The organism is Methylobacillus draconifructus, from assembly GCF_045984355.1.
Classification (GTDB): Bacteria; Pseudomonadota; Gammaproteobacteria; order Burkholderiales; family Methylophilaceae; genus Methylobacillus; species Methylobacillus flagellatus_A.
The window spans coordinates 461865-480373 of the sequence record NZ_JBJQII010000003.1 but is presented as its reverse complement, the minus strand read 5'-3'; the positions used below and the strand labels follow the sequence as shown (position 1 = coordinate 480373).

Below are 18509 nucleotides of genomic sequence, written 5' to 3'. Positions count from 1 at the left end.
GCGAAACGGGCAAATAATATTATGCGCAAGAATACAGCTTGATCGTGGCGGTTAAGGTATCGCCAGACTGCTTCCATTTTTCAATTTATGTCTTAAATTCCTATGTCCAGCCCATTATTGAAAACCCTGCGCCCCTGGTTAATCTTGTCTATCGTATTGGCTGCTGTTGCGTATGCATTGTGGAAATATGTGCCCTTGTCTTCTTCCCCTAATCAGGGGTCGCCGGGGATGGGACAGGGGATGCCGCCGGGCGGTCCTGGGGCAGGCGGGCCGCGGCCCGGAGGCGGTTTTCCCGGCGGTGGCCGTCGCGGCATGTTCGGGGAGAGCATGCTGGTGAATGTCGGAGAGGTCGTAGAGGCACCGCTTTCCGTGCAACTGGAAGCGGTAGGTACGGTGACTTCGCTCAATACCGTGAACGTGACGGCCCGGGTGGAAGGGCAGTTGAGCCGGATATTGTTCACCGAGGGCCAGGAGGTCAAGCAGGGCGACGTGCTGGCCGAGATAGACGCCCGTCCTTACGAGGCCGCGCTCAAGCAGGCCGAGGGTATCGTGAGCCAGTACCGGGCCCAGCTCAAGAATGCCGAGATCGATCTTGCCCGCTATCAGGAACTGAAGGACGAGGACTCGATCGCGATCCAGACGCTGGATACGCAGGCAGCGTTGGTGCGCCAATATCAAGGCAACCTGGACAATGCGCTGGGTCAGCTAGAGGCCGCCAAGCTGAACCTCGACTTTACCAAGGTGCGGGCACCTATCAGCGGCCGCATCGGCCTGCGCCAGGTCGACGTCGGCAACCAGGTTGCCGTTAACGCCACCACCCCGATCACGGTGCTGACGCAGACGCGCCCGATCAGCGTGGTGTTCAGCCTGCCGGAGCAGCAGCTTTCCACGGTGAGGCGCCAATTGAAGCAGAATCCCGACAAGTTGGTGGTCGAGGCGCTGGACCGCCAGCGCCAGGTGCGCATTGCCAAGGGCAAGGTGGCGAGCATCGATAACCAGATCGACGTCACCACCGGCACGTTCAAGTTGCGTGCGCGGTTCGATAACGACGACGACAGCCTGTACCCCAACCAGTTCGTCAATGTGCGCCTGCATGCCGCAGAAGTGACCAATGCGCTGCTGATCCCAAGCGGTGCCTTGCAGCGCGACGACCAAGGGACCTACGTTTATACGATCGATACCGAGAAAAAGGTAGCCAAGCAGCGCGTCACGGTCGGCATCAGCCAGGCCGAGCAGGTGGAAATACGCCAAGGGCTGAATGCAGGGCAGCGCATCGTCATCGACGGCGTGGATCGGCTGTCGGACGGCATGGTGGTGCGCGTTGCGGGCGAGGATGACGCCCAGCCTGCGGCAGGCGCCCCTGGCGAGCGCAGGCGAGGCCAATGGCAGGGCGGCCAGCCTGGGCAAGCCGGCGGAGACAACCAGAACAGGGCAGGTGCCCAGGGCCGGGGCCCGCGCTCATGAATCCCTCCCGGATTTTCATCGAAAGGCCGGTTGCGACTACGCTGCTGATGCTGGCCTTGCTGATCTCCGGCATCCTGGCCTACCGGCTGCTGCCTGTCGCCTCGCTGCCGGAGGTGGAGTATCCGACGATACAGGTCAAGACGCTGTATCCGGGCGCAAGCCCGGAGGTGATCAACTCCATGATCACCGCCCCGTTGGAAAGCCAGCTCGGCAGGATAGCCGGCCTGGACGAGATGTCGTCCAGCAGCGCGGGCGGCGCTTCGGTGATCACGCTGCGCTTCAATCTCAACACCAGCCTTGGCATTGCCGAGCAGGGCGTGCAGGCGGCGATCAATACCGCTTCCAACCTGTTGCCTAGTGACTTGCCGAGCCAGCCGGTCTACAGCAAGGTTAACCCCGCGGATGTGCCCGTGCTGACCCTGGCGGTGACGTCGGACGCCTTGTCCATGCCCAAGGTGCAGGACCTGGTCGATACGCGGCTGGCGCAGAAGATTGCGCAGATTTCCGGCGTCGGCATGGTGAGCATCAGCGGCGGACAGCGCCCGGCCGTGCGCGTGAGCGCCAATTCCACGGCATTGGCGTCCTACGGCCTCAGTCTGGAGTCCATCCGCACCGCGATTGCCAGCAACAACCTCAACGGCTCCAAGGGCAGCTTCAACGGGGCCACCCGTTCCACCACCATCGATGCCAATGACCAGATGCGCAGCGTGGAGGAGTACCGCAACCTGATATTGAGCTACCAGAACGGGGCGCCGATACGCCTCAAGGACGTGGCGCAGGCTTATGACGGCGCCGAGAACGAATACCTTGCCGCCTGGGCGGACGACAAGCCGGCCGTGATCGTCAATATCCAGCGCCAGCCGGGCGCCAATGTGATTGACGTGGTCGAGCGCGTGCGCGAGCTGTTGCCGGATCTAGAGGAAAGCCTGCCCGAGAATGTGAAGGTTTCCATCCTGAGTGACCGCAGCCATACCATCCAGGCCTCGGTCAAGGATACGCAGTTCGAGCTGTTGCTCGCGATCGCGCTGGTGGTGCTGGTGACTTTCCTGTTCCTGCAAGATGGACGCGCGACCCTGATCCCGTCCATTGCCGTGCCCTTGTCGCTGATCGGCACCTTCGGCGTCATGTACCTCTCCGGCTTCTCCCTCAACAACCTCACCTTGATGGCCTTGACGATCGCCACTGGCTTCGTCATCGATGACGCCATCGTGATGCTGGAGAACATCGAGCGCTACATCGAACAGGGCGACAATCCGCTGCAGGCGGCATTGAAGGGGTCCAAGCAGATCAGCTTCACCATCATCTCGTTGACGATTTCGCTGGTCGCGGTGTTGATTCCGCTCCTGTTCATGAGCGACATCGCGGGGCGCCTGTTCCGCGAGTTTGCATTGACCCTGGCGATCGCCATCCTGGTGTCGATGCTGATCTCCCTGACGTTGACCCCCATGCTGTGCTCATTGTGGCTCAAGCATGTGCCCGATACCGAGAAAGGCCGGTTCTCCCTGGCCGGCGCGCGCATGATGCAGGGCGTGATCGACGGCTATGGCCGCGCATTGAAATGGGTGCTGGCGCACCAGCTGCTGACATTGCTGGCGGCATTGGTGACGCTGCTCATCACCGTCTTGCTCTACCTCTACCTGCCCAAGGGCTTCTTCCCGACCCAGGATACCGGGCTGATTCAGGGCATCAGCGAGGCGCCGCAGTCGGTGTCCTTCGCCGCCATGGCAAAGAAGCAGGAGCACCTTGCGCGCGTGATCAAGCGCGACCCTGCGGTGGAAAGCGTATCTTCCTATATCGGGGTGGACGGCACCAATGAGGCGCTCAATACCGGGCGCGTGCTGATCAACCTCAAGCCGCATGCGGATCGGGACGTCAATGCCAGCGAAGTGATCGCCCGCCTCAAACAGGCCACGGCGGACATCCCCGATTTCAAGCTCTACCTGCAGCCGGTGCAGGACTTGACCATAGAGGACAAGACCAGCCGCACGCAGTACCGCTTCCTGCTTACCGATCCTGACATTGCCGTATTGCAGTCGGCGATGCCGCGCGTGATGGAGAAACTGCGCCAGTTGCCGCAGATCACCGACGTTGCGAGCGACCTCCAGGACAAGGGCCTGCAGGCATACCTGGTGATAGACCGCGACAATGCCACCCGTCTCGGCGTGACCGTTTCCAATATCAATGCGGTGCTGTACAACGCCTTCGGCCAGCGCCTGATTTCCACCATCTATACCCAGGCCAGCCAATACCGCGTGGTGATGGAAGTGCCGCCTAACTTCCGCAGCGGCCCGGAAGCATTGGCCAATCTCTATGTGCCGGGCAGCAGCACCGATAGCGCGGGCAATACCGTGACCACCCAGGTGCCGCTCAATGCGCTGGTGCGGGTGGAGGAACGCAACACCCTGCTCACCATCAACCATATCAGCCAGTTCCCGGCCGCGACCGTGTCTTTCAACCTGGCGGACCGCGTCGCGCTCGGGGATGCGGTAAGCGCCATCCGCGAGGCGGTGGCCGAGCTGCAATTGCCGGGCAGCGTACAAACCCGCTTCCAGGGTGCGGCGCTCGCTTTCGAGGCTTCGCTGTCCAATACTCTGTTCCTGATCCTGGCAGCGCTGGTGTGCATGTATATCGTGCTGGGAATACTCTACGAGAGCTTCATCCACCCTGTCACCATCTTGTCCACCTTGCCTTCCGCCACGGTCGGGGCCTTGCTGGCCTTGTGGGTGCACGGGCAGGAGATCGGCATGGTGGCGATCATCGGCATCATCCTGCTGATCGGCATCGTCAAGAAAAACGCCATCATGATGATCGACTTCGCCCTGGCTGCGGAGCGCGAGCAAGGGCTCAAGCCGGTGGACGCGATCTACCAGGCCAGCCTGCTGCGTTTCCGCCCGATTCTGATGACGACGATGGCTGCATTGTTCGGCGCCTTGCCATTGATGTTCGCGACGGGCGCCGGGGCGGAATTGCGCCAGCCCCTTGGTATCACCATGGTGGGCGGCTTGCTGCTGTCGCAGTTGCTGACCATCTTCACCACGCCGGTGATCTACCTGTTGTTCGACCGCCTGGTGCGCCGCCGTGCCAGGGTGGAAACCCGCATCAGCGATGCGGATGAGGAACTGGCGTGATGCTGGCGGACGGTCGCATATGAAGCGCATCATTTCCTGGTCCAAGCTCAGGAGCGACGAGCGCGGACCTGCCACCTTGTTCATTCTGCGGCCGGTCATGACCCTGCTGGTGTCGCTGGGCATGATGCTTGCAGGCTGGCTGGCATTCGGCCTGCTACCGGTTGCGCCGCTGCCGCAAGTAGATTTCCCCACTATTAGTGTCACGGCGTCGCTTGCAGGCGCCAGCCCGGAAACCATGGCTTCCTCGGTAGCGACGCCACTGGAGCGCAGCCTGGGCCGGATTTCCGGCATCAGTGAAATGACCTCGTCCAGTTCGCAGGGAAGCACGTCGATTACCTTGCAGTTCGACCTTGACAAGGATATCGACGTGGCCGCGCGCGAAGTACAGGCCGCGATCAATGCCGCTGCGAGTATGCTGCCTAGCGGCATGCCGAACCGGCCCAGTTACCGCAAGATGAACCCAGCGGATATGCCGAGCATGGTGCTCACCATGACCTCGAAGACCAAGAGCATGGGCGAGCTGTACGACCTGGCGTCCAATATGGTGTCGCGCAAGATTTCACAGGTGCAGGGCGTGAGCCAGGTCAATGTCGCCGGAAGTTCGCTGCCTGCGGTGCGCGTGGATATCAACCCCGACGCCCTGGTGCAGCAAGGGCTGTCACTGGATTCGGTGCGCAACGTCATCAGCGCCGCCAACGGCAACGGCCCCAAGGGCTATCTGCAGAACGACGAATATAGCTGGCAGCTGGATGCGGACGACCGCCTGCTGCGGGCCAAGGATTACCGCTCGCTCATCATTGCCACCAACAATGGCGCGATCACGCGCTTGAGCGATGTCGCCACGGTGTACGACTCGGTGGAGGACATCCGCAACGTGGGTTTCCACAACAACCAGCGCGCGATTTTGTTGATGGTGAGCCGTGAGCCGGGCGCCAATATCATCGAGATGATAGACCGTATCCGCACGGAGCTGCCGAGCATCCAGAGCAGCCTGGGCGAGGACATCAAGCTTGCCGTGGTGGAGGACCGCAGCCCGAATATCCGCGCCTCCCTGCATGAGGCTGAATTGACGCTGGTGATCGCGGTGGCGCTGGTGATCCTGGTGGTGTTCCTCTTCCTGCGGAACGGCCGCGCGACATTGATCCCTGCGCTGGCCGTGCCGGTATCGCTGATTTCGACGTTTGCGGCCATGTATCTTTGCGGTTATTCGCTCAACAACCTCACCTTGATGGCCTTGATCATCTCCACCGGCTTTGTCGTGGATGACGCCATCGTGGTGGTCGAGCATATCAGCAAGCGCATCGAGCAGGGCGAAACCCCGTTCAGGGCGTCGCTGCGCGGCGCGCGCGAGGTCGGCTTCACCGTGATTTCCATGAGCCTGTCGCTGGTGGCGGTATTCATCCCGCTATTGTTCATAGGCGATATCACCGGCCGCCTGTTCCGCGAGTTCGCGGTGACGCTCTCGGTCGCAATCCTGCTTTCGCTGTTCGTCTCGCTGACGCTGACGCCGATGCTGTGCGCCTACCTGCTGCGGCGCAAGGACGCCATGGCGATGGAGGGCGAGAACGCTGCAGGCCAGCCCAGGGAGGGCTTGTTCCAGCGCGTGCAGCGCCGCTATCGCCGGAGTCTGGCCTGGGCACTGAATCATTCATTGTGGATGATGGTGATTTTGCTATTCACCATTGCGGTCAACGTCTATCTTTATATCGCAATCCCCAAGGGCATGTTCCCGGACCAGGATACCGGCCGCCTGTTCGGCAACGCCCGCGCTGACCAGGGCGTATCGTTCAATGAATTGCAGAGAAAGCTGGAAGCGTTCCGCAGCATCCTGCTCACCGATCCCGCGGTGGACCAGGTGATGGGGATGTCGGGCAGCGGGCGCGGCCCGGGCGCCTCCAGCAATTCCGGCAACTTCATCATCATCCTCAAGGACATCCATGAGCGCGAACCTGCGGAAACCATCATTGCACGTTTGAGGCCCAAGCTGGCGCAAGTGCCCGGGGCCTCCATGTTCTTGGTCAACATGCAGGACCTGCGCATTGGCGGCCGCTCTACTGACTCCAGTTACCAGATGACGCTCAAGAGCGACGACATCAAGGACCTGCGCAAGTGGGAAAACAAGGTGCTGGAAACCATGCAGTCCGTGCCCGAGATCACCGATGTCGGCGGGGGAGGCCGCAGTCGTGCGGTGCAGGTGTACCTCAATATAGACCGCGAGGCGGCCAAGCGCCTGGGCATCGACGTGGAAATGGTGATCGCGCTGTTGAACAACTCCTACGCACAGCGCCAGATTTCCACCATCTACGAGGACCAGAACCAGTACCGCGTCGTCATGGGCGTGGACGACAAATACATGCAGAGCCCCGATATCCTGTCCAGCCTCTATGTGCTCACTACCAGCGGAGCGCGCGTGCCATTGTCCAATTTCGTGACGCTGGGATACAACACTTCTCCTGCATCGGTGCAGCACGAAGGCCAGTTCGCCTCTATTACCTATTCCTTCAACCTGCCTGAAGGCGGCAACCTGGAACATGCCAAGCAGCAGATCAGGAACGCGCTGGCCGACCTCAAGATGCCGCTCAACGTGCAGGCGACCTTTTCCGGCACGGCCAGCGCCCAGGGCAAGGTGCTCAAACAGATGCCGTGGCTGATTTTGGCTGCGCTGGTCTCGGTCTATATCGTGCTGGGCATGCTGTACGAGAGTTACGTGCACCCGCTCACCATCCTCTCGACCTTGCCCTCCGCCGGCGTGGGCGCCTTGCTGGCCCTGATCCTGTTCGATACGCCGCTGACCCTGATCGCCTTGATCGGCATTATCCTGCTTATCGGCATCGTGAAGAAAAACGCCATCCTCATGATCGATTTCGCGCTGGTGGCGGAGCGCGAGCGCGGCCTGTCGTCCAAGGATGCCATCATGGAGGCCTGCCAGCAGCGCCTGCGCCCCATCCTCATGACCACCATGGCGGCATTGCTGGGCGCCTTGCCGCTCATCATGGGCACTGATGGCGATGCGCCATTGCGCCGGCCGCTCGGTATTGCCATCGTCGGCGGCCTGCTCTTGAGCCAACTGCTCACGCTATACACCACGCCCGTGGTCTACCTTTATTTGGATCGTCTACGCTTGTGGGTGTTGCGTCGCAAGCCCCAGGCTGCAATGTTGGAGAAAATGGAATGAGTCCCTCTTCTGCCAAGCTCGGCATCATCAGCTTGTCCGTACTATTGTCCGCCTGCATGGTCGGCCCGGATTACCATAGGCCGCAGACCGTGGTGCCTGCCGCATTCAAGCACCAGGAGGGCTGGAGCATCGCCGCTCCAGCGGACGAGGCGCCGAAGGGCGAGTGGTGGGAGCGGTACGGCGATAGCGAACTGAACCAGCTTGTGGCACGGCTCAACGACAGCAACCAGACCGTGGCCCAATACGAGGCGCAGTACCGCCAGGCATTTGCCCTTGCGCAAAGCGCCCGCGGCGCCTTATGGCCGCAACTGGATGCAACCGTGGGCAAGACCAGGGCGGGGCAGGGCACCGGCAGTTCGACCTCCAGCCAGGCGGTGCAGACCAGCGGCATACGCACGACGTATAACGCCGCCCTTAACGCGAGCTGGGAAATCGATATCTGGGGCCGCCTGCGGCGTACCCTGGAGGCAAACAAGGCAAGTGCCGATGCCAGCTTCGCCACCCTGGCGGCGATGCGGCTCAGCATGCAGTCCGAGCTGGTGCAGAACTATCTGCAGATCAGGGTGATGGACCAGCAAAAGCGCCTGTTGACGGAAACCGTGGATACCTATCGCCGTGTGGTGCAACTGACCGAGAGCCAGTACAAGCGCGGCGTGGTGGCGAGCGCCGACGTGGCTGCGGCCACCACGCAGCTCAAGAATGCGGAGGCCGACCTGGTCGACCTGGTCTGGCAGCGGGCGCAGCTGGAAAACGCCATTGCGGTGCTGATCGGGGAGGCGCCGGCGAATTTCAGCGTGGCTGAAAGCGACCAGATGCCGCAATTGCCCATCGTACCGGCATCGGTGCCCAGCCAGTTGCTCGAGCGCAGGCCGGATGTGGCGGCAGCGGAGCGCTCGGTCATGGCGGCCAATGCCAATATCGGCGTTGCCAAGTCCGCTTATTATCCTAGCCTGACCTTGTCCGCGACCGGCGGCTACCGCAGCAGCACGTTCAACGACTGGATGAGCATGCCGAACCGCTATTGGTCGGTCGGGCCGCAGCTTGCGATGACCTTGTTCAACGGCTTGCAGAACAAGTACAACGTCGTGCAGTCCGAAGCCAGCTACGATGCCGCGGTGGCAACTTACCGCCAGACGGTGTTGACCGCATTCAAGGAGGTGGAAGATTATCTGGTGGCTCTGCATACTCTGGGCGAAGAATCCGCATTGCGCGAGGAATCGGTAACGGCGGCGCGCAAGGCGCTCAAGCAATATACCAACCAATACCGCGTGGGCCTGATCGGCTTCCTGGACGTGGTGACCGCGCAAACCACCGCGCTCAACAGTGAGCGCACCTTGCTTACCTTGCAGCAAAGTCGCCTGATCAGCAGCGTGCAGTTGATTGCCGCGCTGGGCGGAAGCTGGGAAGGCTTGCCGGTACAGGACTGAGAGGCTGTTTCCTGGCTTTGGCCTGGCCGCTAGCCATGCTGATCCGGCGAGCTGAATCATATGCCGGCTTGCCTGTCTGACTTCCGAGAAGGAGGCAGATGGTTACAATAGGTATGAATACCGGCCATTCATTCACGGATGGGCTGGTCCTGGACGAGCTGGCGGCTGGGATACGCCAGTGCAGACTATGCTCGCCCTATCTCCCGCTTGAGCCGCGTCCCGTGTTGCAGGTCGGCGCTACGGCACGCATCCTGGTCGCCTCACAGGCTCCAGGCCGCAAGGCGCATGCATCCGGGCGGCCTTTCACCGATGCGAGCGGCGAAAGGCTGCGGGCCTGGCTGGGCATGCCGCGCGATGTATTTTATGACCGCAGCCAAGTGGCGATTGTACCCATGGCGTTCTGTTACCCCGGCACCGGCCGGGCCGGTGACCTCCCGCCCAGGCCGGAGTGCGCGGCAGCATGGCGGGCAAGGCTGCTGCAATATCTGCCCCATCTGCAACTGACGCTGGTCATTGGGCAATATGCCATGGCGTACCACCTGCCCCATGCCGGGAAAACCGTCACCGACATCGTAGGCAACTGGCGGCAATATTGGCCTGACACCGTGCCCTTGCCGCATCCCAGCCCGCGCAACAATCTATGGCTGCAGCGCAATCCGTGGTTTGAAGCGGAGTTGATTCCGCAGCTGCAGCAGCGCGTCGGCGCCATTCTGCAACAGGGTTAGACGCTTCTGACAGAGTTGTCAGCGATTGGCTGACAGACTGGAGCCGACAGGGTTGCTAGAGTCGGGATTCACTACAATCTGAGCCGGAGATATATCGTGAATATCCTTGACCCGATTATGCATACCCTGATGCCCGAGACGGATCAATACAGTGGCGTGGAACCCAAAACCCGGGCATTTCTCGAGGAGCTGGCGGCATCCGACAGCAAGCCGGTGGAAGAGTTGAGCCCGGAAGAGGCGAGGAAGGTACTGAGCGACCTGCAGGCCGGCGTGGATGTCGAGCTGGGCGGCGTGACCGTCGAGGAACGGGAAATCGCGATCGAGGGCCACTCCATCCATCTGTTCATCGTCAAGCCGGCCGATATCGCCATTGACCCGCCCGTGGTCATGTTCTTCCACGGCGGCGGCTGGGTGCTGGGCGACTTTCCTACCCATCAGCGCCTGGTGCATGACCTGTGCGTAGCCTCAAACTGTGCGGTGGTCTTCGTCGACTATTCCCGCTCGCCGGAGGTGAAGTACCCTACTGCGATCATCGAATGCTACCTTGCCACCAAATGGGTGGCGCAAAACGGCGCGGAAATCGGCGTTGACCCAGCCCGCCTCGCGGTTGCCGGCAATAGCGCCGGAGCCAACATGGCGACTGTCGTCTGCATGATGGCCAAGGAAAAACGCGAGCCCTTCATCAAACACCAGACCCTGTTCTGGCCCGTGACCGATGCCAGCTTCAACACCGAGTCCTACCAGCAGTTCGACGATGGCTATTTCCTTACCCGCAACATGATGAAATGGTTCTGGGACAATTATCTTGAAAACAAGGATGCACGCGAGGAGGTTTATGCGTCGCCGCTCAATGCCAGCCTGGAACACCTGGCAGACCTGCCGCCCGCGTTGATTCAGACTGCAGAATTTGATGTCTTGCGTGACGAGGGCGAAGCTTATGCCCACTTGTTGACGGATGCCGGCGTGAGCGTGACCTGTACCCGCTACCTGGGGGCGATCCATGATTTCGGCCTGCTCAACCCGCTTGCCAAGACTCCGCAGGCATATGCCTCCATCATGCAGGCTGCGGGGGAAATCAGGAAGCATATTTAACAGCACAGTCCTGGACGGAGGGCATCGACTGTCGGCTGGTTTTAGCCACAGGTTTGACAGAAACGGTGCCTTCTGTTTATGATTAACTCCATTATGCAAATCCAGCAGTCCGCATCATTCGTGTTTTCTTCCTTGGCTTTCCTTAGCCTGGGCCTGCTGCTGCGCTTCGCGCGCATCTAATCCTACCTCTTCCTGCCAGTTAGTTTGTTTTGTCCTCGTCGTTGGAGGGCGGAACGATATTGTTTGAATTCCGGTTTATTTCAGAAAGTATTTGCATCATGCGTCACACGCCATATCATTTCCGGCAGTTCCGACTGCCCCGCGGTTGTCAGGCCTTGCGTGAGCGGTAGCCTGCCAGCCGTGGATATTGTCATGCCGCTGACCAAAGTGATATATCGAACTGAGACCTTGAGAGAATAATGATGTTAAAGAATCCAAGCAGCAAATACCGCCCGTTTACCCCGATTGATTTGCCCAACCGGCAATGGCCGGCCCGCACCATCACCCAGGCGCCGATTTGGATGAGCACCGACCTGCGCGACGGCAACCAGGCCTTGTTCGAGCCCATGAACGCCGAACGCAAGATGCGCATGTTCAAGATGCTGGTCGAGATCGGCTTCAAGGAAATCGAGGTGGCATTCCCTTCCGCCTCGCAGACCGATTTCGATTTCGTGCGTACCTTGATCGAGAACGGCCATATTCCCGATGACGTGACCATCGAGGTGTTGACCCAGGCGCGCGAGGACTTGATTCGCCGCACGTTCGAATCCTTGCGCGGCGCAAGGCGCGCAATCGTCCATGTCTATAACGCGACTTCCCCCGTGTTCCGCGAGACGGTGTTCCGCACCGACAAGGCCGGGGCCAAGAAGATTGCCACCGATGCTGCCCGCCTGATCAAGCAGCTTGCGGACGAGCGCCCGGAAACCGAATGGGTGTTCCAGTACAGCCCGGAAACCTTCACCGCGACCGAGCTGGATTTCGCCAAGGAAGTCTGCGATGCCGTTACCGACATATGGCAGGCCACGCCCGAGCGCAAGGTGATCCTCAACCTGCCCGCGACGGTGGAAATAGGTACACCGAATTATTACGCCGACCAGATCGAATGGATGCACACCAACCTGGCGCGCCGCGACAGCGTCATCATCAGCGTGCACCCGCACAATGACCGCGGCACCGCGGTGGCGGCGGCGGAGTTGGCTGTGATGGCGGGCGCGGACCGTATCGAGGGCTGTCTCTTCGGTCACGGTGAGCGCACCGGCAATGTCGATTTGGTGACCTTGGCGCTCAATCTCTATACGCAGGGCGTCGATCCCGGTTTGGACTTCTCCCAGATCAACAGCATCGCCCGCACCGTGGAGGACTGTACCCAGTTGCCGGTGCATGCACGACATCCCTATGCAGGCGATCTCGTGTTCACGGCATTTTCCGGCTCGCACCAGGATGCGATCAAGAAGGGCTTCGCCGTACAGCAGCCTAATGGCCTCTGGCAAGTGCCTTATCTGCCGATTGACCCGCATGACGTGGGCCGCACCTACGATTCCATCATCCGCGTCAACAGCCAGTCGGGCAAGGGAGGCATTGCCTACTTGCTGGAATCTGGCTATGGCCTCGCCATGCCGCGCCGCATGCAGGTCGAGTTCAGCGGCGCCGTGCAGCGTCTCACCGACAGCAGCGGGCAGGAAGTGAACGCCGAGGGCATCTGGCAACTGTTCAATGAGGAGTATATCTCGGCGGATGAGCCCGTGCGCTATATCGACCATGTGCTCGACGAGCAAGACGATATCCAACACATCAAGCTTACCGTGCGTATCCACGGCGTGGAAACCGTGCTCGAAGGCCGTGGCAACGGCCCGATCGACGCCTTGGCGCATGCTTTCGGCAGCAAGTTCCGTATCCATGACTACGAGGAGCGCGCCCTCGGCGCGGGCGCTGCCGCCAAGGCCGTGGCGTTTGCCGAGCTGGAGAAGGATGGGCAGCCCGGCACCGTGTATGGCGCGGGAATACACGACAACCTGGTCACGGCCTCCATCCTTGCCGTGATCAGCGGCATCAACCGTTTGTACCAGCGCCTCGATGAGGCTGCGCAGCATACGTTCCTGCCGCGATGAGTAGTTAACGCTGACGATCGAAACAAAAAGCCCGCGAATAATCGCGGGCTTTTTGTTATCTGCTATGTCTCCGGATATAGCGCACGATGATCAGGCGGTGCGCCAGCCACGCCCCTATGCCGCATCCCGCCATGACGGTCACCATCGGGAAGGTCGTGCCGTCGTGCAATAGATTGACGAGGCCGCCTGCAATGGTGGCCAGGCCGAACTGCAGCGATCCCATCAGGGCGGACGCCGTGCCTGCCTGCTGGCCGTGGGTGGCCAGCGTGGCTGCGCCCGCATCGGGTCCGATATAGCCGATGCTGGCGACAAAGAGGAAAATGCCGATCAGCAGCAAGGGCAGGGTGATGTGCCCGGTGAGCGACAGGCCCAGCAGCAACACGCCGATGCCGCCAGGCAGCCACAGGGCGCGTGAGAGCAGCACGGTGGCCCTATGCTTCTTCAGGCGCCAGGCATTGATCTGGCTGACCAGGATCAGCCCTGCGGCGTTCAGCCCGAATATCCAGCCATAATGCTGCGCTGGGATGTGGTAATACTCGATGAAGACAAACGGCGAACCGGCAATATAGGCAAACATCCCGGCACGCGCCAGGCCGCCGCTCAGCGTATAGCCGATGAACCTGCGGTCTATCAACAGCTTGCCGTAGTTCCGTATGATGCGGCCCAGCGCCAGCGGCGGTTCGTGGCGCGTGTCATGGGTTTCCTCGAGCTGGAAATACACCGCAATCAAGCCCAGGATGCCAGCTACGCCCAATGTGACGAACAGGGCGCGCCAATCGAATACTGTAACGATCCAGCCGCCGATTAGCGGCGCGAGGATGGGCGCCAGCCCCATCACCAATATCAGCATGGAGAATGCGCGCGCCGCATCATTCGCGCTGCAGCGGTCGCGGATGACCGCCATCGTTACCACCATACCAGCACAGCCGCCCAATGCCTGCAGGAAGCGCCAGAAAATCAGCTCGGGGATGCTACTGGTAAACGCGCAGCCGAACGACGCCAGGATATAAATCACCAGCCCGACAAGCAATGGCAGACGCCGCCCGAAGCGGTCGCTGAGCGGGCCGTAGAACAACTGGCCGACCGCCAGCCCGACGAAATAACTCGCCAGCGTCAGCTGTGCGCTGCCTGCCTGAGCGAGCAGGCTTTTCTCGATCGCGGGAAAGCCTGGCAGGTACATGTCGATCGACAGCGGCGCAAGGCCGGTGAGGGCTCCCAATAGCAGCAGCCAGCCGCTCATGAGGGAAATGTTGGAATTAGAGGGGGCAATATTTTTGTTGGACATGGAATATAGGTTTGTCTTTGCAGATGACAGGCTGCAAATGCAGCAATCTGCTATGGATATAACAGATGACAAGCAAGGATGAGTTTAGTTTGGGGCCGAATGAAAATTATTTGGTGCCGGACTCTTGCACATGAATATGGACGTTTTGTCCAAGTAATTTATGCTATGCCGAGTACTGAATAATTAAAAAGAAAAAGCACGGGTTGTACCGTGCTTTTTCTTTCATTTCAGGGTTTACTGAAAGAAATCCTTCACCTTGGTCATCCAGGATTTGGCCCGTGGGCTGTGTTTCCCGGAATCCTGTTGGTTGATGTCTTCCAGTTCGCGCAACAGCTCCTTCTGGCGCTCGGTCAATTTGACAGGCGTTTCCACCACGACATGGCACATGAGGTCGCCCATGTCGCTGCTGCGCAATGGCTTGATGCCTTTGCCACGCAGGCGGAATACGGCGCCGGTCTGGGTTTCCGGCGGCACCTTCATCTTGGCGTGGCCGTCCAAGGTCGGGATTTCGATCTCGCCGCCTAGCGCCGCAGTGGTGAAGCTGATCGGCATTTCGCAATGTAGGTTGGCGCCGTCGCGCTCGAAGATTTCGTGCTTCTTCAAATGCACTACGACATAGAGGTCGCCCGGAGGGCCGCCGTTGACGCCAGCTTCGCCCTCGCCAGAGAGGCGGATGCGGTCGCCTTCGTCCACGCCTGCCGGAATCTTGACCGACAGCGTCTTGTGTTGCTTGACGCGGCCGCCGCCATGGCAGGTCGGGCAGGGTTCCTTGACCATCTTGCCAGAACCGTGGCATTTCGGGCAGGTCTGCTGCACGGAGAAGAAGCCCTGCTGCATGCGCACCTGGCCGTGGCCGCCGCAGGTGGTGCAGGTGACGGGCTGCGTGCCGGGGCGTGCGCCCGAGCCGTGACAGGTTTCGCATTCCGCCATGACGGGGATGCGGATCTTGGTCTCGGTGCCGCGTGCGGCGTCTTCGAGCGAGATTTCCATGTTGTAGCGCAGGTCTGCGCCACGGTAGACGTTGGAGCGTCGGTTGCCTCCACCGCCGCCACCGAAAATATCGCCAAAGATGTCACCGAACGCATCGGCAAAATTGCCGAAGCCGCCGGCACCTGCTCCAGCTCCCGCGCTCGGGTCCACGCCGGCATGGCCGTATTGGTCATAGGCGGCGCGCTTCTGGTCGTCGGACAGGATTTCGTAGGCTTCCTTGGCTTCCTTGAAGCTTTCTTCGGCCTTGGGGTTGTCCGGGTTGCGGTCCGGATGGAATTTCATCGCCAGCTTGCGGTAAGCCTTCTTGATGTCATCATCCGAGGCATCGCGGTTGACGCCCAGTACCTCGTAATAATCTCTTTTTGCCATATTTCTCTACTAACAATAAATGAGGCACAGCAGGGAAAACCCTGTGTGCCTCATGAGGTTACATGGTAAAGGATTTACTTCTTGTCATCCTTGACTTCCTCGAACTCGGCATCCACCACGTCGGCGTCCACGGTCTTTTCCTGCGGCTCGGCTTGCTCGGTACCGGCTTCGGCCTGGCTCGCGGCGTAGACCTTTTCGCCCAGCTTCTGGGATGCCTCGATCAAGGCGTTGGTCTTGCTCTCGATGGCGTCCTTGTCGTCGCCCTTGACGACGTCTTCGAGCTCCTGCACGGCCTTCTCGATGGCTTCCTTCTCGGCGGCGTCGAGCTTGTCGCCGTGTTCGCCCAGGGACTTCTTCACGCTGTGGATCGCGCCGTCGGCGCTGTTGCGCGCGTCTACCAGTTCACGCAGCTTCTTGTCTTCATCTGCGTACTTGGCCGCATCTTCTTCCATGCGCTTGATCTCTTCATCGGACAAACCGGAGTTCGCCTTGATGGTGATCTTGTTTTCCTTGCCGGTCGCCTTGTCCTTGGCCGATACGTGCAGGATGCCGTTGGCGTCGATATCGAAAGTGACTTCGATCTGCGGCATGCCGCGCGGTGCAGGCGGAATATCGCTCAGGTTGAACTGGCCCAGGCTCTTGTTGCCGGAAGCCACTTCGCGCTCGCCCTGCAGCACGTGGATGGTCACGGCGGACTGGTTGTCGTCGGCTGTCGAGAACACTTGCGATGCCTTGGTCGGGATCGTGGTGTTCTTCTGGATCAGCTTGGTCATCACGCCGCCCAGGGTTTCGATACCGAGGGAGAGCGGGGTGACGTCGAGCAGCAACACGTCCTTGACGTCGCCTTGCAGCACGCCGCCCTGGATGGAGGCGCCGACCGCTACGGCCTCGTCAGGGTTCACGTCCTTGCGCGGCTCCTTGCCGAAGAATTCCTTCACTTTTTCCTGTACTTTTGGCATACGGGTCTGGCCGCCGACCAGGATCACGTCCTGAATGTCGGAAACCTTGACGCCTGCGTCCTTCAATGCCACTTCGCAAGGCTTGATGGAGCGCTCGATCAGGTCTTCCACCAGGCTCTCGAACTTGGCGCGGGTGATCTTCACCACCAAGTGCTTGGGCCCGGAAGCGTCAGCCGTGATGTAAGGCAGGTTGACTTCGGTCTGTGTGCTGGAGGAAAGCTCGATCTTGGCCTTTTCGGCAGCTTCCTTCAGGCGTTGTTTTGCCAGCAGGTCGTTGCGCAGGTCGAGGCCGTTTTCCTTCTTGAACTCGTCGGCCAGGAAGTCGATCAGGCGGTTGTCGAAGTCTTCGCCGCCGAGGAAGGTGTCGCCATTGGTGGACAATACTTCAAACTGGTGCTCGCCGTCGATCTCGGAGATTTCGATGATGGAGATGTCGAACGTGCCGCCGCCCAGGTCATACACCGCAATCTTGCGGTCGCCTTCCTGCTTGTCGAGGCCGAAAGCCAGCGCAGCCGCGGTCGGCTCGTTGATGATGCGCTTGACATCCAGGCCGGCGATACGGCCGGCGTCCTTGGTGGCCTGGCGCTGTGCGTCGTTGAAGTAGGCCGGCACGGTGATGACGGCCTCGGTGACTTCCTCGCCCAGGTAGTCTTCCGCGGTTTTCTTCATCTTGCGCAGCACTTCCGCGGAGATTTGCGGAGGCGCCAGCTTGCTATCGCGCACTTCCACCCAGGCATCGCCATTGTCTGCCTTGGTGATGGTGTAGGGCATCAGGCCGATGTCCTTTTGCACTTCCTTCTCATCGAAGCGGCGGCCGATCAGGCGCTTGACGGCGAACAGGGTGTTCTTGGGGTTGGTCACCGCTTGGCGCTTGGCTGGCGCACCAACCAGGATTTCGCCGTCTTCCTGATACGCAATGATGGATGGCGTGGTGCGGGCGCCCTCGGCATTCTCGATCACGCGTGGCTTGCCGCCTTCCATCACGGCTACGCAGGAGTTGGTGGTGCCTAAGTCAATACCAATAATTTTTCCCATTGTCTTGATTCCTTGTGTTCTTTTAACTCTAAAAGTGGATAACTATGTTGCCAAAGTGGGGATAGGCGATGCGATTTCAAGCCTGGTTTGCAAAAATCATCTGCAAAATCCCGATGGCAAAGCTGGATGATTTATTTTGCAACCATGACCAGCGCCGGGCGCAGCACGCGATCGTTGAGGGTGTAGCCCTTCTGCAGTACATTGACTACGGTGTTGGCTTCCGCATCGCTTTCAACCGCGCCGATCGCCTGATGCTTGTTGGGGTCGAATTTCTCGCCGACCGGGTTGATCTCGACAATGCTGAATTTCTCGAATACGGAAGTCAGTTGCTTGGCAGTGAGCTCAACGCCGTCGCGATAGCTTTCCAGTGTGGCGGAACCCACGTTCAGTGCGGCATCCAGGCTGTCCTTGACGGCGAGCAGCTCGTTCGAGAACTTTTCCAGCGCGAACTTGCGCGCCTTGTCGATATCATCCGCTGCACGGCGGCGAATGTTTTCGCCTTCCGCCTTGGCATACAGCACGGCGGCTTGCTGCTCGGCCAGCTGGGCTTCCAGTTCGGCAATCCTGTCATCAATCGAACCTGCTGCACCAGCTTCTTGCGCTGGGGTGGCGGCATTTTCCTGCAGGTCGGTTTCTGGCGTCTTGTCTTCGTGTTGCATGATAGTCCCTGTTGGTGATGATGTAACAACGAAGCAAATGGGGGTATATGCCCGGATTACAAGAGGGGCGGAGTAATTTTATTCGAGCGGGAT

At 60.2% G+C, this 18509-nt stretch carries 11 protein-coding genes; 7 read left to right on the top strand and 4 right to left on the bottom strand.

Going from position 1 to position 18509, the window contains the following annotated elements:
- Positions 1–102 precede the first annotated feature (102 nt).
- The 7 genes from ACJSDX_RS08700 to leuA all read left to right on the top strand — a co-directional run bounded on the left by ACJSDX_RS08700 (position 103) and on the right by leuA (position 13119).
- Positions 103–1464, top strand: coding sequence for an MdtA/MuxA family multidrug efflux RND transporter periplasmic adaptor subunit (locus tag ACJSDX_RS08700; protein ID WP_407994362.1), 1362 nt, complete (start codon positions 103–105; stop codon positions 1462–1464).
- A complete protein-coding gene (locus tag ACJSDX_RS08695; protein ID WP_407994361.1) occupies positions 1461–4592 on the top strand; it encodes an MdtB/MuxB family multidrug efflux RND transporter permease subunit in 3132 nt (1043 codons plus the stop codon). The genes ACJSDX_RS08700 and ACJSDX_RS08695 overlap by 4 nt, the downstream gene beginning before the upstream one ends.
- Before the next feature lie 19 nt (positions 4593–4611).
- The gene (locus ACJSDX_RS08690; protein ID WP_407994360.1) at positions 4612–7767 is read left to right on the top strand and encodes a multidrug efflux RND transporter permease subunit; all 3156 of its coding nucleotides are present in this window, start codon (positions 4612–4614) and stop codon (positions 7765–7767) included.
- Positions 7764–9194 (top strand): efflux transporter outer membrane subunit, encoded by a 1431-nt coding sequence (locus ACJSDX_RS08685; RefSeq protein ID WP_407994359.1) that lies wholly within the window; start codon positions 7764–7766, stop codon positions 9192–9194. Before ACJSDX_RS08690 ends, ACJSDX_RS08685 begins: the two co-directional genes overlap by 4 nt.
- Before the next feature lie 98 nt (positions 9195–9292).
- A complete protein-coding gene (locus ACJSDX_RS08680; RefSeq protein ID WP_407994358.1) occupies positions 9293–9919 on the top strand; it encodes a uracil-DNA glycosylase family protein in 627 nt (208 codons plus the stop codon).
- 96 nt (positions 9920–10015) lie between these two features.
- On the top strand, positions 10016–11011 hold the full coding sequence (locus ACJSDX_RS08675; RefSeq protein WP_407994357.1) for an alpha/beta hydrolase: 996 nt from the start codon (positions 10016–10018) through the stop codon (positions 11009–11011).
- A 422-nt stretch (positions 11012–11433) separates the two neighbouring features.
- On the top strand, positions 11434–13119 hold the full coding sequence (gene leuA, locus ACJSDX_RS08670) for a 2-isopropylmalate synthase (RefSeq protein WP_407994389.1): 1686 nt from the start codon (positions 11434–11436) through the stop codon (positions 13117–13119).
- 55 nt (positions 13120–13174) lie between these two features.
- Here the strand turns inward: leuA and ACJSDX_RS08665 are convergent, their stop codons facing one another.
- The 4 genes from ACJSDX_RS08665 to grpE form a co-directional block, all read right to left on the bottom strand.
- On the bottom strand, positions 13175–14404 hold the full coding sequence (locus ACJSDX_RS08665; protein ID WP_407994356.1) for a Bcr/CflA family multidrug efflux MFS transporter: 1230 nt from the start codon (positions 14402–14404) through the stop codon (positions 13175–13177).
- 234 nt (positions 14405–14638) lie between these two features.
- Positions 14639–15763, bottom strand: coding sequence for a molecular chaperone DnaJ (dnaJ, locus tag ACJSDX_RS08660; RefSeq protein ID WP_309564697.1), 1125 nt, complete (start codon positions 15761–15763; stop codon positions 14639–14641).
- Between the two features lie 74 nt (positions 15764–15837).
- Positions 15838–17757, bottom strand: coding sequence for a molecular chaperone DnaK (gene dnaK, locus ACJSDX_RS08655; RefSeq protein ID WP_407994355.1), 1920 nt, complete (start codon positions 17755–17757; stop codon positions 15838–15840).
- Between the two features lie 131 nt (positions 17758–17888).
- Entirely contained in the window at positions 17889–18416 is a 528-nt protein-coding gene (gene grpE, locus ACJSDX_RS08650) for a nucleotide exchange factor GrpE (RefSeq protein WP_407994354.1), read from the bottom strand.
- Positions 18417–18509 lie beyond the last annotated feature (93 nt).

Bases quoted from the DNA above. Each gene is read 5' to 3' on its own strand.
- ACJSDX_RS08680 (WP_407994358.1), top strand. From the start codon at position 9,293: ATGGTTACAATAGGTATGAATACCGGCCATTCATTCACGGATGGGCTG.
- grpE (WP_407994354.1), bottom strand. From the start codon at position 18,416: ATGCAACACGAAGACAAGACGCCAGAAACCGACCTGCAGGAAAATGCC.
- leuA (WP_407994389.1), top strand. From the start codon at position 11,434: ATGTTAAAGAATCCAAGCAGCAAATACCGCCCGTTTACCCCGATTGAT.
- ACJSDX_RS08665 (WP_407994356.1), bottom strand. From the start codon at position 14,404: ATGTCCAACAAAAATATTGCCCCCTCTAATTCCAACATTTCCCTCATG.
- ACJSDX_RS08685 (WP_407994359.1), top strand. From the start codon at position 7,764: ATGAGTCCCTCTTCTGCCAAGCTCGGCATCATCAGCTTGTCCGTACTA.
- dnaK (WP_407994355.1), bottom strand. From the start codon at position 17,757: ATGGGAAAAATTATTGGTATTGACTTAGGCACCACCAACTCCTGCGTA.
- ACJSDX_RS08690 (WP_407994360.1), top strand. From the start codon at position 4,612: ATGAAGCGCATCATTTCCTGGTCCAAGCTCAGGAGCGACGAGCGCGGA.
- ACJSDX_RS08695 (WP_407994361.1), top strand. From the start codon at position 1,461: ATGAATCCCTCCCGGATTTTCATCGAAAGGCCGGTTGCGACTACGCTG.
- ACJSDX_RS08700 (WP_407994362.1), top strand. From the start codon at position 103: ATGTCCAGCCCATTATTGAAAACCCTGCGCCCCTGGTTAATCTTGTCT.
- dnaJ (WP_309564697.1), bottom strand. From the start codon at position 15,763: ATGGCAAAAAGAGATTATTACGAGGTACTGGGCGTCAACCGCGATGCC.